This is a genomic window from uncultured Thiodictyon sp., from assembly GCA_903837595.1.
Taxonomy (GTDB): domain Bacteria; phylum Pseudomonadota; class Gammaproteobacteria; order Chromatiales; family Chromatiaceae; genus Thiodictyon.
Genome location: CAILVI010000127.1, coordinates 1 through 15,115, shown reverse-complemented (window position 1 = coordinate 15,115; position 15,115 = coordinate 1). Strand labels below are relative to the sequence as shown.

10 protein-coding genes are annotated in these 15,115 nt (G+C 65.6%); 6 read left to right on the top strand and 4 right to left on the bottom strand.

The features are described from left to right. The 4 genes from QZY44_RS06805 to QZY44_RS06790 form a co-directional block, all read left to right on the top strand. A partial coding sequence (locus QZY44_RS06805) for a transposase (RefSeq protein WP_295444043.1) occupies positions 1-1,146 on the top strand: 1,146 nt, incomplete at its 5' end. A 657-nt stretch (positions 1,147-1,803) separates the two neighbouring features. Continuing rightward, entirely contained in the window at positions 1,804-4,059 is a 2,256-nt protein-coding gene (locus QZY44_RS06800; RefSeq protein ID WP_295444040.1) for a DUF3141 domain-containing protein, read from the top strand. Between the two features lie 36 nt (positions 4,060-4,095). After that, a complete protein-coding gene (locus QZY44_RS06795; protein ID WP_295444037.1) occupies positions 4,096-5,454 on the top strand; it encodes a bifunctional enoyl-CoA hydratase/phosphate acetyltransferase in 1,359 nt (452 codons plus the stop codon). 6 nt (positions 5,455-5,460) lie between these two features. Beyond that, positions 5,461-6,639, top strand: a complete 1,179-nt coding sequence (locus tag QZY44_RS06790; RefSeq protein WP_295444035.1) for an acetate/propionate family kinase — start codon at positions 5,461-5,463, stop codon at positions 6,637-6,639. Positions 6,640-6,813: 174 nt separating this feature from the next. On the opposite strand, the gene QZY44_RS06785 is transcribed toward QZY44_RS06790, so the two are convergent. Beyond that, positions 6,814-9,978, bottom strand: coding sequence for an EAL domain-containing protein (locus tag QZY44_RS06785; protein ID WP_295444032.1), 3,165 nt, complete (start codon positions 9,976-9,978; stop codon positions 6,814-6,816). Between the two features lie 17 nt (positions 9,979-9,995). Beyond that, entirely contained in the window at positions 9,996-10,985 is a 990-nt protein-coding gene (locus QZY44_RS06780) for an ABC transporter substrate binding protein (protein WP_295444029.1), read from the bottom strand. 461 nt (positions 10,986-11,446) lie between these two features. Between QZY44_RS06780 and QZY44_RS06775 the strand changes: the two genes are divergently transcribed. After that, positions 11,447-12,697, top strand: coding sequence for a glycosyltransferase family 1 protein (locus QZY44_RS06775; RefSeq protein ID WP_295444026.1), 1,251 nt, complete (start codon positions 11,447-11,449; stop codon positions 12,695-12,697). Here the strand turns inward: QZY44_RS06775 and QZY44_RS06770 are convergent. Next, complete coding sequence (locus QZY44_RS06770; protein WP_295444023.1) at positions 12,665-13,747, bottom strand: carotenoid 1,2-hydratase; 1,083 nt, start codon at positions 13,745-13,747, stop codon at positions 12,665-12,667. The genes QZY44_RS06775 and QZY44_RS06770 overlap by 33 nt on opposite strands. A gap of 245 nt (positions 13,748-13,992) precedes the next feature. Next, entirely contained in the window at positions 13,993-14,466 is a 474-nt protein-coding gene (locus QZY44_RS06765; protein ID WP_295444021.1) for a DUF2269 family protein, read from the bottom strand. 484 nt (positions 14,467-14,950) lie between these two features. On the opposite strand from QZY44_RS06765, the gene QZY44_RS06760 reads away from it, so the two are divergent. Next, positions 14,951-15,115, top strand: a 165-nt coding sequence (locus tag QZY44_RS06760) for an NmrA family NAD(P)-binding protein (protein ID WP_295444046.1), incomplete at its 3' end; no start/stop codon positions are given.

Here is a 15,115-nt window from a genome sequence, read left to right as displayed (position 1 = left end):
GCTCGCTGGTCGGGGCTACGCGGCGCCCAGATCCTGCTGGGGCTGTTGATCGTCTTGGTGCCGCCCGGCTGGCCCCTGGTGTTTGCGGTGGACGAGACGCTGGAGCGGCGCAAGGGGGTACGGATCGCCGCCAAGGGGATGTATCGCGATGCGGTGCGCTCCAGCCGCAGCAAGGTGGTCACGTGCCTGGGGTTGCAATGGATCTGTATGGCCTTGTTGGTGAAGCTGCCCTGGAGCCCGCGGCCCTGGGCGTTGCCGTTTCTCACCCTGCTGGCGCCCTCGGCGCGGGCCAACGCAGCGGCCGGCAAGCCCCACCGCACCGTGATGGACTGGACGATCGTCATGGTCCGGCTGGTCTCGCGCTGGCTGGGGCGCCGCCGCTGGGTGCTGATCGGCGACGGGAGTTATTCGTGCGTCGCGTTGGGATGGAAATGTCTCACCGCGCAGGCGACCTTGCTCACCCGCCTGCGCCTGGATGCGCGCCTGTTTGCCTTCCCTGGCCCGGTGCCCGCGGGGCGGCGCGGGCGCAAACCACAGAAGGGGGCGGCCCTGGCCAAACTGGCCACACCCCTGGACGAGGCCCTGACGCAGGGCAGCGAAGCCACTGTTCAATGGTATGGGCACGAGAAAACGCTGCGCCTGCTCAGCGACACCTGCCTCTGGCATACCCCGGGTTATCCGCCGCTGCCAATCCGCTGGGTCCTGGTCGTCGATCCTACCGGGGACATCGACACCCAAGCCTTTTTCACCACCGACCTCACCATGACCCCGGCCCGCGTGGTCGAGCTGTTCGTCTGGCGCTGGTCGCTGGAGGTGACCTTCGAGGAAACCCGCCGTCACCTCGGCGTGGTGACCCAGCGCCAGTGGTCCGCCCTGGCCATCGCCCGTACCACGCCCATCCTGCTGGCGCTCTACTCCCTGGTCTGCCTGATGGTGTATCGCTGGCGCGATCCGTGGCCGCTGCTGGCGCGTTCTACCGCTTGGTACCTCAAGCCGCACGCGACCTTCTCCGATTGCCTGGCCCTGGTGCGCCGCACCAGTTGGGACGAGGCGAATTTGGTCAACTCAACCTCAGACCCGGACTCCCTCGTCATTTCCCGCCAGGACTGGCAACGCGTTCTGAATCAACTGGCCTCGACTCCCTGAAATGGCCAAAGTCGAGGAGCAGGTCAGGTAATGCTGAAGATAACAGCGCGGGATCACGATACATTACCAAAGCAACGGTGCTTAATGCGGTGGCACTGATCAATAGCCCCTGAATCACCATAACGCCGGTAAACCGGCCAAAAAATACTCTCGGTTAACTGACGACTCGATGATTGACCTCATTGCCCAACGCCGCCAAGCGCATACCCTGACTGGGATGCGACCGGTACCGACCGGCAATGACTCAATGCGTGACAGACCAGGCTCGCGACCAGGAAATGCCGCGACCGAAGAAGCTGGTGAGTCAATCTAGCGCACGCTTGCGAGCGCCGGCAAGCCGGCAGGTACCCAAGATGGGCTAGCGCAGAGGCTCATCAGCGCGTCGTGTCCGCATGCCTGCGCCCAGGTGTGACCGTCGCCCGATGTTAACGAATATTTCACATTCCCGGTGGTCGTTGAAGGCCCGCGCACCCCGCAGGATACGGCCCATTTTGAGTATCTGCCGCATTGACTTGCGTTACGCAGCGGCTATAGTTTCGCTGTTATCCGAAAACGTCTGAAGGCAGACACTCTGCGCGGGTGCAGGTAACGTTCTTGCCGCCGTCGCAGCCCTGGTTCGTGACCCAGTCAACGCAGCGTTCTCTATTGGAGTACAAGATGGCAACTGATCTAGCGTCAAAGCCGGCCGCCACCGTGAATTCGTTGGCAACCTCGTCCGCCGCCTGCACCGGGACCTTGCCGGAGTATCTGATCGATGCCTTCCAGCGTAGCGTCCTCTTTCTCGAATTGCTGCGGGAGCGCGGCAACAAACAGGTCGAGATCACATCCCAGCCGCAGGCGACCGTGCTGCGCTTCGACCACGAACCCCTGATCAGCGGCCGCTCGCTGCCCAAACCGATCAACTATTCACTGTCGCGCATCATCCCGCCCGCCGGCACCCTCATCGACCCCCACAAGCGCCCCGTGGTGGTGGTGGACCCGCGCGCCGGCCAGGGTCCGGGCATCGGCGGCTTCAAGGCGCAGAGCGAGATCGGCGATGCCCTGGCCGCCGGCCATCCGGTCTATTTCATCGGTTTCGCTGCCACGCCCGAGCCCGGACAGCAGTTCCTGGACGTCGTTGAGGGCCAGGTCAAGTTCTTCGAGCGCATCGTCGAACTCCACCCGGACGCCCCGCGCCCCTTCGCCATCGGCAACTGTCAGGCAGGCTATCAGACGCTGATGGTGGCCATGCTGCGGCCGGACCTCTTCGGCCCCTGTCTGGTGGCCGGTTCGCCGATCTCCTACTGGCAAGGCGTGCACGGCAAAAACCCGATGCGTTACTCCGGCGGTCTGCTCGGCGGCAGTTGGCTAACCGCGCTCACGAGCGATCTCGGTGACGGTAAGTTCGACGGGACCTGGCTGATCCTGAACTTCGACAACCTGAACCCGGCCAATTGGTTGTGGGGCAAGCAGTACGATGTCTATGCCAACATCGACAGCGACGCCAAGCGCTTCCTGGAGTTCGAAAAGTGGTGGGGCGACTTCATCCAGTTGAACGGCGACGAGTTGCAGTTCCTGGTGGACAACCTCTTCGTCGGTGATCGGCTGACGCGCAACCAGTTGCAGTCCAGCGACGGCAAGACCTTCGACCTGCGCAACATCACCTCACCGATCATTGTTTTCACCTCGCTGGGCGACAACATCAGCCCGCCCCAGCAGACGCTGGGCTGGATACTCGATCTGTATCGCGACGTGGACGAGATCCGTGCCACCGGCCGGACCATCGTCTATTGCCTGAACCAGAAGGTCGGACATCTGGCCATCTTCGTCTCGGCCAAGGTTGGGGCCAAGGAGGACGAGGAGTTCATCCAGTTGATGGACCTGATCGACTGCCTGCCGCCCGGACTCTATGAGATGGTCATCGAGCCGCGCCCGGCGGACCTGCCGCAAGGCGGCTTCGTGACCGGCGACTGGATCACCCGCTTCGAGGTGCGTTCGCTCGACGATCTGCGGGCACTCGGGCGCAACAGCGAGGAGGACGACCGCGCCTTCGCCGCCGCCGCCCGGCTGTCGGAGCTGAACCACTCGATCTACCGCACCCTGACGCAGCCCCTGGTGCGGGCACTCGTCAACCACCCCATGGCAGAACTGGCCCGCACCATGAATCCGCTCCGCCTGAGCTACACGTTGTTCGCGGACAGCAACCCCTGGATGAAGGGCGTGCAACAGCTTGCCACTGCGGTGTCCGCCGAGCGCAAACCGGCGGCGCCTGACAACCCCTTCCTCGCCCTGCAGAAGCAGGTATCCGACCAGATCATCAGCAACCTGGACGCCTACCGCGCCGCCCGCGACCAGTTCGCCGAGCAGATGTTCTTCGGCTTTTACGGCTCGCCGCTGGTGCAGGGGCTGCTCGGTCTCAATGACGGAACCAAGGTGCGGGAGCTCCCCGGCGTCTCGCCGGAAACGCTGGCCGCACGCCAAGCACAAGCGGCTGCCTACGCGGCCAAGCTCAATACGGGCGGGTTCGACGAGGCCCTGACGCGGGCGGTGCTCTACGTCATCGCCGCCGAGCGCTCGCTCGATGAGCGTTGCGCACACGCGCTCAACGCCGCGCGCCAGCAGTTCATGCACTTGTCCCTGGAGGCATTCAAGTCGCTGGTGCGCGACCAGTTCTTCGTGCTGCACAGCGAGCGCGAGCGCGCGGTGGAGGCCCTGGCGACCCTGGTGCCGGAGGCCGACGAGCGCACCGAGCTGCTCAAGCAACTGGACGCGATCATCCAAGCGGGTGACCCCGCGACCCCGGCCGAGCATGAACGCCTCGCCCGACTGACGCAGGTGCTGGCGGTGCCGAGCGAAAAACTGGCGTCCCTGGCGACCTTCCGTCGTGTCCACGCCGCCAAGGTGGCCGGCCAGGACGGCAAGCCGTCGCACTGAGCAGGTCGCGCCCCGATCAGCACTGGAGTCATCAGCATGCAGACCCTCGTGAACAAGACCTTCGATGAGATCGCCCCGGGCGACACCGCCGCCATGCAGCGCACCCTGCGGGCCGGCGACCTGCGGGCCTGGGCCGCCGCCTTCGACGATCCAGACACACCGGCGAGGCCAGGCGGGGACCAGGGCGCCGCCGGCATCGTCACGGCATTGCTGAGCGCGCTGGTCGGCTCGGCCCTGCCGGGCCCCGGGTCCTCAATCCGTTCGGCCGCGGTGCAGATCAAGGCCGAGTTGCCGATCGACGCCGCCCTGACGGTGCGCCTCAAGGTGCGGGAGAGGCGCGACCAGGGGATCGTCGTGCTCGACGGCGAGTGCAGCGACCCGGCGGGCCAGGTCGTCGCGACCGCCGTGCTGGAGGTGCTGGCACCGACGACGCGCCAGGAACGTCAGGTGGCCGAACATCGGCTCGATCGCCTGATCGAGCGCTGCCATGGCCTCAAGCCCATGCTGACCGGTGTGGTGCACCCGTGCAGCCTGGATGCACTCAGCGGGGCGGTGGAGGCGGCCGAGGCCGGTCTGATCCTGCCCGTGCTGTTCGGCCCGGAGACCGAGATCCGGCAGCTCGCCGACCAGGGGCGTCTGAATCTCGCCAAGTGCCGGATCGTCAGCACCAGCGGCGCCGAGGACTCGGCCCAGAAGGCGGCGGCCGCGGCCGGTGCCGGCGAGGTCGCGGCCTTGATGAAGGGCAGCCTGCACACCGACGTGCTGCTGCACGCGGTGATGCAGAAGGATGCCGGGCTGCGCACCGGGCGGCTGCTCAGCCACTGCGCCATGGTCTCAGTGCCGACCTATGCCCGCCGCTTCGTGGTCACGGACGTGGCGCTCAACATCGCCCCGGACACCGACCAGAAGCGCGACATCTGCCAGAACGCGATCGGCTTCGCCCGTGCACTGGGCATCGAGCAACCCAAGGTGGCCGTGCTGGCGGCCGTGGAGATGGTGCGCACCAAGATGCCGGCCTCGCTCGACGGGGCGATCCTGGCCAAGATGGCCGATCGCCGTCAGATCGTCGGCGGCATCGTCGATGGGCCGCTCGACCTGGACGCCGCGGTGGACGTGGACGCGGCGCGGATCAAGAAGATCGACTCGCCGGTGGCGGGCCTCGCGGACGTGCTGCTGGTGCCCAACATCGAGGCCGGCAACATGGTGTACAAGAACCTCGCCTTCATGGCCGATGCCCAGACCGCCGGCCTGGTGGTCGGTGCGCGCGTGCCGGTGATCCTGACCAGCCGTGCCGACACCGCCGCGGCGCGCCGCTTCTCGGCCGCCGCCGCCGTGCTCTACGCCGATGCGCTGAAGCACGACCCCTCCATCCTGAACCCCGAAACCGCGGAGTGACCGGTCATGAGCGACGCCATCGTGTGCTTTAACGCGGGCTCCACCAGCCTGAAGTTCAGTGCCTACGCGGTCGGCAGCCCCGGCGATTTGACCCTGATCAGTCACGGCCAGATCGACGGCATGCAGACCGCCCCGCAATTCATCGTCAAGGACGCGGCCGGCAAGCCCCTGGATGAGCATGCCTGGGGCAAGGGCCAGGCGATCGATCACCGCACCGCGTTGCATTTCGTCATCGACTGGCTGGAGCACCACAGCGCGGGGATGAAGGTGATCGGCGCCGGGCATCGGGTGGTGCTCGGCGGCACCCGCTTCGAGTCACCGGTACTGATCGACACCGAGGTACTCGACTATCTGGAGTCGCTCGTGGTCATGGAGCCCTCGCATCAGGCCTACGAAGTCCTTGGGGCGCGTGCCCTCGCCCAGGCCTTCCCCGGCTTGCCGCAGGTGGCCGTGTTCGACAGCTCCTTCCATCGCACGATGCCGCAGGTCGCCCAAATCTATGCACTGCCCAAGGACGTGCTGGACGCCGGGGCGCGGCACTGGGGCTATCACGGCATCTCCTACGACTACATCAGCCGCCAGGTCCCGAAATACGCCCCCGGCGCCCGGCGGGTGATCGCCGCCCACCTGGGCGGCGGGACCAGCATGTGCGCCATGCTCGACGGTAAGAGCATCGAGACCACCATGGGCTTCGCCGGCGTCTCCGGCCTGCCGATGGCCACCCGTTCCGGCGATGTCCCACCGGACCTGCTCTTCTATCTGCTGCGCACCAAGCAGTTCGACGACGTGTCGCTTGAGACGATGCTGTACGAGCGTTCCGGCCTGCTCGGCCTCTCCGGCATCAGCGGCGACATGCGCGAGTTGCAGGCAAGCACCGACCCGCGCGCCGCCGCGGCGATCGCCTATTTCGTCTACGCGATGACCAAGGTGGCTGGTGCCTATACGGCGGTGCTGGGCGGGATCGATGCACTCGTCTTCACGGCAGGCATCGGCGAGCGCTCTGCCATCGTGCGGGCCGGACTCTGCCATGCGCTGTCCTGGCTCGGCGTGAGGCTCGATGAGTCCGGCAATGCCGGCAATGGCCCGCGCATCTCCAGCGACGACAGCGCCGTGTCGGTCTGGGTCATACCGACGAACGAGGAGCTGATGATCGCGCAGCATACCTTGGCGTTGGTGCGGCCTTAGCACAGCGAAGCGCAGATCCCGAGACCATTCGGGGCGTCCGAGCCGGACGGGGCATTCGCCCCGTCCGGAACCGTTTGAAGCGTGGAGTGGCTCGCGAATCCGCTGCGCCCGCCGGTCCCCAAACGCTCGGGACGGGGTTGCAAACCCCGTCCCGCCCGGGAAGACTGGCGTGTCTTATTTGGTCAACTCACGAGTTTTCAACTGTTCGAGTACTGCGTCCCGTAGACCACGGAGTTCTGCCAACCCCGCCAGCGCCTGCGAATTCCGGCACTGTGCCCGCAGGTCACACAACGCGACCGCCAGCGCATGGACCCGCTGGTGCAACGCATCAATGGCCTGGAACGCTGGCCGCGCACCCTGGCGGCTGCGGCCATCGGTATCCAACCAGAGACCGAAAGCGCACTGTTGGTCGTCCAGCGGTGGCGGGGCGTCACGTTCGCCCATGAGGTAGCCTTCCACCGCGGCAATCCAGGCGCGGAGCGCCGCGCCGGCAAAGAGCAGTGGCACCGCGTCGCGACTCACCGCCGCGGCATTGGCCCAGAGCGGATCGGGCCGCCAGATCGCCACCCAGCGTGGGATATCCGCGGCCGGCATCGGACTGGCAATGCCATAGCCCTGGGCCAGTTCGCAGCCCAGTTGCAGCAGCATCTCACCCTGCTCCAGGGTCTCTACCCCCTCGGCAATGACCTGGCGGCGGAAGGCGACGCACAAGCGGATCACGCCGTCCAGAATGGCCAGGTCATCCGGGTCGTGCAGCATGTCACGCACGAAGGTCTGGTCGATCTTGATCTGGGTCACCGGCAGGCGTTTCATGTAGGTCAGCGACGCATAGCCGGTGCCAAAGTCGTCCAGGGCACACAGCACCCCGATCCCCCGGCAGGCATCGATCACCTGGGATACCCGGGCCAGGTCTCCCAGCGCGCTGGTTTCCAGCACTTCCAGCTCGAGGTGACCCGGGCTGACGTGCGGATGCACCGCCAGCAGCACGCGCAGGCGCTCGACGAAGCCCGCCTGCTGCAACTGGCGGGCGCTGACATTCACACTGACCGGCAGATCCAGTCCGGCGGTCTGCCACTGCTCCATCTGGCTCAGGGCGGTCTCGATCACCCACTCGCCGACTTCCACGGCGAGGCGATGATCCTCGATCGCCGGCAGGAAGGCCGCGGGCAGCAGCAGGCCGCTGTCGGGGTGTTGCCAGCGGATCAGGGCCTCGACACCCAGCACGGTCCCGGTGCGCATGTTCACCTTGGGCTGGTAATACAGCACGAATTCGCGGGCGGCCAAGGCGCCGCGGATGCGCTCCAGGCTTTCGTGATAACGGCGCACACTGCGGTCGACCGCGGCATCAAAGACGTGGTAACGGTTCTTGCCTGCCAGTTTGGCCTGATACATGGCCTGGTCGGCCTGGCGCAGCAGTTGCTCCGGATCGATGTCGTCGGCCTGTGGGTAGAAGGTGACCCCGGCGCTGGCGGAGACTTGCACCACCTGCCCACCAACCGTCACCCCCCGGGCGGCGGCGCCGAGCAGACGCACCAGCATTGGCGCGCTGGCCTGGAGGTCGGCCAGGTCGAGCAGCACGGCCACGAACTCGTCGCCGCCGATGCGGGCGAGGGTGTCGCCCTCGCGCAGGGCCTGCTGCATGCCGGCCGCCGCGGCGATCAGCAGCTGGTCGCCCGCGGCATGCCCATACTGGTCGTTGACGGCCTTAAATCCATCCAGATCGAGAAAGGCGACCGCCAGCAGGCGCCCATAGCGCCGCGCCTGGATCATGCCCTGACGCAGGCGGGCGGCCAACAGGACGCGATTGGGCAGGCCGGTCAGGGCATCGTAGTGGGCGATGTGCTGCAATGCGCGCTCTTGTTCCTTGATCAGCGTGACGTCCTCATAGATCCCCAGCAAGCCGAATACCGCGTCGTCCCGGTCCCTGAGTGCGACCTTTGAGGTGCGAATCCACAGCGTCTGACCGCTCGGGGTCGTCTGCTGTTCATCATAGGACAGCTTGGGAATACCAGAGGCCATGACGGCCCGGTCATCGGCCCGATACAGCTCGGCCTGCGCGGCCCAGCCCATCTGATAGTCGTTCTTGCCGATGATCTCGCTCGGATGGGTCTTGCCCGCGTCCCGGGCAAAGGCGGGATTGCAGCCCAGATAGCGCAGGTCGCGGTCCTTCCAGAAGACCCTGGTCGGTGCCGTGTCGATGATCCGCTGCAACAGGTTGCGGGATTCGGTCACTTGCTGCGACATGTCCGACAAGGCCGAGGCAATGATTCCCCATTCGTCCTTGCGGGGCGGCGTCGCGGAAGGCACAAAGGTCCCGTCGCGGATGGCATGAATCCGCTCGATCACTTGTCCCAGGGGGCGTTGAATGCTGCGGCGAATGATCCAGACGATGGCGAGCGACGACAGGAGCGCAACGGCGATGGAAAAGCCCAGGACGCGCAGGCCGGCCGCCCCGATGGTGACGCCGATCTCACTGCCGACGCGCTCGCTGCGGCTGGCCGCATCCCGGTCCAGCCGATTCATCTGCTCGAGGACTCTGTCCTTGGCGGCATGGCTCAACTCGAGTGCGCGGCGCAAGCGAGCGGTTGCGTCCGCGAGCTCCATGGCCCGCGCCTTATAGGATGCGGCCAGCGCGATCAACCGCCTGGCCATCTCCGCCATGCGCGGGGGCGAGGCCGTGAGGGTCTGTAGCCGCAACGTCAGGTCATCGCCGAGCGCGGCAACGGAATGATCACCCTGCACCCGGGACGAGAGATCGTCTTCCCATCCGGCGATCCGGCGGCCCATTTCCAGGACGGTCTCGCGAATACCGGTGATGATCGACATGATCTGATCGAGGTAATCGGTGGCCTTGCCGGCCAGGGTCTCGTCGACCAAGGCGCGCCCGACCACATTCTCCAGCCCCGTCAACTCGCCCAGCAAGGCCGCATCGACTTGCCGAATCCCGGCCATGGTCCGATTGATGGTCATGCAGTCGTCCAACAGCCGGGTCGTCGCCGCGGCGAGCCCGGCAATGGCATCCGCCAGATCCGGGTCCGTGGCCCGCTGCGCGAATCCCGCCATGGTGCCCGACAAACGAGGGCCGATCTCCTCCACGACCGAGTCCCCACGGCAGCTTCTGCTGACCAAATCCATGTCGGAGAAGGCTGAGAACAAGGCGCGACCGGTCGTCGCATTCTCGACCACGGCCGCCACTTGGTGGACGGCGATCTCGGAGGACAGAATCCCGATCCGATGGAAGGCGACGCCGACCAGGACCGCGATCAGGACGAAGGCGCACGCATTGAGCGCCGCCAGCCACAGCAGCTTCCCGGCGATGCTGGAGAAGGTGGGGGGCATGTCAGGCAGCGGCCGCTCTAGGGCTGCTGTCGCACCAGGGCGGCACCGCGCAAGACCGTCGGCCGCAATGGGATCTCATGGGCCTCGATTGCCGTGACGTTGATGACGCGCTGCCCGCGGCTATTGCGCGTCACCGGGATCTCTGCCACCGGGGTGCCGCGCATCGCCCGCAAGAGCATTTCGGCGGAGGTCTCGCCTTGCTCCTGACCGGTCTTGACCACCGCCGCCCAGGCCCCCTGGTCGACCTGATAGCGATTACCGCCCAGAATGGGGCCCGGATAGATCCGGCCCAACAACTCGACGACCTGGGCATTGTTCATCGGCGTGGCGTCAGCGTCCAGGATGCCCTCCAGGCTATCGATAAAGAGGGTGTCGCAAGCGGCGCGCAAGGTGTCCCCGAGCGCCACGATGTCGCCGGCGCGCTTCACCAGATGGAACGCGACGACCTTGGCGGGGTAACTGGCCTGCTCCTCTTCGACCTGGGTACGCAGGGCGAGGCCCGCGGGGACGTCATTGGTGATGAAACAGGCACGCTGTACTGCCGGCAACAACTGCTTGATGAAGGCCAGGGATTCGCGAACATGGGCCCGTTCCAGTATTCCCGAGACATTGGACGCCGGGAACCCGTATTGTTCGGGCGCGGCATTGACGCCGTTGAACATGACCGGCGTGCCGACCTTGTCTCGGAGGAACGGCACCACGAACATGGCCTGTGCGTCATCGTCAGCCGCAATCACGCCCTGAGGTTGAAGGCGCTGGTAGAGGTCATAGGCCTCTTGCGCGCGCCGGGACCCGCCGTCGCGATCGACCTTGGTATTGAGGTGGAAGTAGACGATCTCGCTCACAGGTCCCAGCACGGATTCCACGCCGGCGCGGATCTCTTTGACCCACGGATTGTCCGCCTCGTAGCTCATCACCACGAGGACTTTGAATGGCGCAGCGCTCGCAGCGGGCGCGCCAAACCCCAGGACCGCGGCCAGCAGCCATGAAGATACACAGTTGGTCATTTATCGCACCCCCGGGTTGCAGCGCATCTGGGTGGGCTTGGCTGAAACCTGGTCGTTCAGGTCAGAGAGCGTCCCTTGGTTGAGGGGCCGCCCGGGTCCGCGGTGGCCTGCCCGCGCTGGCCCGCGTCGGCCGAAAACGCCGACATGCTAGCCGTAAACCAAGGGTGGCACCACCGTTGCTTGCGGCGACCTTGCCCGCCGGGACCAGGGCGGGATGCAATCGCACCGCGATCGATCCGGTCCTGCGCGCGCCTGCCGTTCGCCTTTGTCGTCACGGTTGGTGGGGACCAGCAGGCCATGCTAACATCGCCGCCGCGACATCACCGCGCACAAGGCGAAGGCCAACGCGGCGGCACTGCAACAGAGCAAAGTGCGCTTTTACACCCTCTTCATGGCATCCCAGCTGACGATGCGGCTGATCGATCCCAACACGGCTTCAAGCGTTCTGTCGGCCTGACGACATGCAACCACTGCCCCGGATACTGACCGACTCGCTCCGGCCGGATCGACTTGACATCGCCATCGTCACCGAGACCTATCCACCCGAGATCAACGGGGTCGCCAATACCATGCGGTACCTGGCGCAAGGGCTGTCGCAACGCGGACATCGTATCCTACTGATCCGTCCACGCCAGCGCACGGAACCGCCTCAGCCAGAGGCTATCGCCATTGTTCATTTTCCCGTGCCAGGACTACCGCTCCCTGGCTATCGGGGATTGCGTTTTGGCCTTCCCGTCTACTGGCGCCTGCGGCGCCTCTGGTGTCGGGTCACGCCGACCCTGATCTATATCGCCACCCAGGGGCCACTGGGCCATGCCGCACTCGCCGCCGCGCGCGCCCTGAACATCCCCACGGTGACCGGCTTTCACACCCAGTTCCATCAGTATAGCCAGCATTATGGGCTCGCTCTCCTGACCCGGCCAATCACCGCCGCACTGCGCCATTTCCATAACCGTTCGGATGTGACCCTGGTACCCACCGCCGCGTTGCAGGGGCAATTGTCCACGGCGGGGTTTCGCAACGTCCAGGTCTTCGGTCGTGGCGTGGACGTCGCGCGCTTCTCTCCCGCCTGGCGTGATCCGCAATTGCGCCGATCCTGGGGCTGCGACGAGGAGACTTTGGTCGTCCTTTTTGTGGGGCGCTTGGCCGCCGAGAAGAACCTGACCCTCGCCCGCGCCACCTTTCGGGCCATTCTGGCGGAGCGGCCCGAGGCGCGTTTCGTCCTGGTGGGCGATGGCCCCGAACGGGAGCGCCTGCGTCGGGAGTGCCCCGAATTTATCTGCCCTGGGGCCAAGGTTGGGGAGGAGCTCTCCGCCCACTATGCCTGCGGCGACCTCTTTCTCTTCCCCAGCCTGACGGAAACCTTCGGCAACGTGGTAACCGAGGCCATGGCCAGCGGCTTACCGGTCATCGCCTTTGATGACGCGGCGGCCCATACCTACATCGCGCCGTGGCAGAACGGGGTGACCGTGCCGGTCGGCGATGGTGCCGCGTTTATTGCCGCCAGTCGCCAGCTCGCTGGCGACGGCGCGCGCTTGCGTCAGATGGGGCAAGCGGCCAGGAGGACGGCCGAAGGCATCCGCTGGGATCCGGTGTTGGGCACGCTCGAGGAACGTCTCCACGAGGTACTGCGCCGTCGACGCGCAACGGCAGCCGGTCAGCGCAGCCCCGTCCTTGCTTCAGCCCAGTGCCCGCGGTATCCGGAACGGTAGCAGCCGTTGCACCCAGGGCGCACTGAACCGGTCGAGGCACACGCTCTCATGCATGGCGGTCACCGACTCGCCGAGCAGATGCGTCGCCAGCACGGAGCGCGTGTAAAATGGCGTATTCTCCAACGTCTCAGTCACCCGTGCCGTCTGTTGCGCGTCCACCCGCGTCCCGCGCTTCATCCGCCAGGCGGTGGTCGGCAGTTTCGCGTGCGGCGGAACCTCAATCCGTTCCACGCCGCCAGCCGGATCGAAGTGCAGGCCCAACTCTGTGCGTTGCCCATCGCGCCGCGCCGCGTCATAGAGGACGGCGGTACCGCCATCCTTCAGCTCGGCGCGCGACCACTCCCAGTAGCGGAACGCCTTCTCCAGCGGCTCGTTGCCCCAGTTGGAATCGAGATATCCGTGGCCCGACCAACGCAAGGCCGGCCGGTCGAGCTGCACCTCGACACGCGCACCCGGAGCGATCGGTGCCCAGCAATGGCGCCCGGCACCATCAAGGAAATACGGCTGGCCGGCCACCGTGCGCGGATACAGCCTGACAGTGCCGCGAATGCGCCTGGGCACCGGCACCGTCACCTCGTCGATCCGGATGGTCAGGCAGGTGCCGTCCCAGGACAGCGCGCTCGGCCCGATCTCCAGCCGGGAGGCGTCGCGCTGCAGCGCAGAGCGGCCCCGCTCGGTCATGCTCCAGCCCTTGACCTCGCCATAAAGTGCAACATTCAGCGAGTTATGGTTCAGCGGATCACTGTCGCCGAGCCGGCGCGCCCGGGCGTAGTAAGGGGAAAAGCAGCTGCCGACCTGCGCGATCAGCGTGATCCCGTGGCGTCCGTCGTCGCTGAGGGCATCGACATACCACCAAAGATAACCACCGGGCGCGACCGGCGCGTCGAAGAGCGGGCCGCAACCAGGCGCGGTGCCGCCAGCCAACGCGATCTCGCCGGCCGCGGGCGCATGCTGCCCCCCGTGCGGGGACGCATCCGCTTGAGCGCTGCGGGCCGGCGGTTCACCGTCGGCCCGCAGTGCTCCAGTTGACCCAAAGTCTATTCCTCGCATAACACCATCTCCGATACAGTAAAGGATCGTGGGTCGCCGATCGCCAACGCATTGACCAGGCAGAGCAGCCGCGCCGCCGGCCTGGGTGGCCGCTGACTGCGTGGTGCCCGTGCCGTCGCGCTCCTGAATGCCGACACACAGGGTAGCGCCTGCGGGCAGTCGCGATCAGCGACAATCGTCGAATTTAAGATGGGGTTCTGACAGCGCTTTCCATAGCACCGCGCCAGGCGGTGGTTATCTCGGCGTCACCAGTAGTTCATCGGCTTGGCCACCATCCAGTACAGGCCAGCCAGCAGCGGTACCGTCGAGAGAAGGCCCCAGATCAGCCATGTGCGGCTGTCTTTGCGATACGCTGCCGGCACCTCACCGATGATCGCAAAGTCCTGCGCCCAACGCGCCTGCCTGATCTGAATCGGCACGAGGATGCCTAGCCAAACGGCCCCCGCCACCGCCAACATGAGCTGTCCGAGGACCAGCCAGGGGGTTGCAAACAGCGACAGGTGACCGACATAAGCGGCGCCGTAGCCGCCGACAACCATCAGAAAGCCGCCGGACAAGGTAAATGAAAAGTCAGTCACAGTGACCAACCACTGGGCGAACGCCATGATTTGCGTCTTGCTCGTGCGATCGGCAAACACCTTCCAGAGGGCGGTGACCGTGACATTGCCGGCCATCAGTATCACCCCCAGAATATGCAGGGACTTGAAAAACGCATACATGGTTGACGTTCACCGTGTGGTCTAGAAGACAGAAGGGTGCGGCCCCCAAGGGCGCTGACGCAGGCAACGTTGTCCGGAAACATGCGTCGTCGTTGGCCTCTGCCTGAACACGAAACGCTGAACTAGCCAAAAACTGGACTGCATCCTGAACATTGTAGCGACGGATATGCACGCGGTATAGATGTTTTGTACTTCACGCGAGATACGTTACATAACCATTCGCCAAGTAACGATACGGTGCGCGAAGAAATGCGACATGTCAATCATGTAGGTTGCCGCACGAATCATGACTGGCAGGTTTACCGTGAATGAGGTACAGCGCGCACAAGTAGTGCCATAACGCCGGAAACGATATCTGTCGTGGCAAGATAGATCGCGCGCCCCCTGTAGCAAAAATGGGCGACTGCCGGGGGCGTTGTGCTAAAGTCGCGCCCCGCGAAGATCCGCTTGCGCCGACGCGGGCCAGTGCGGGGTTGCTCCGGCGATGGTCGGAGCGGTCTTGGGCCCAGCAGATCGGCCAGACATCAGGATACTTATTTTGAAAGTCGTTGTTTTCGGCGCGACCGGCAAGGCCGGGCGCGCGGTGGCGCTGACCCTGCTGGCCGCGGGACATCAGGTGACCGCCTTTGGACGCAATCTGGAGAAAATC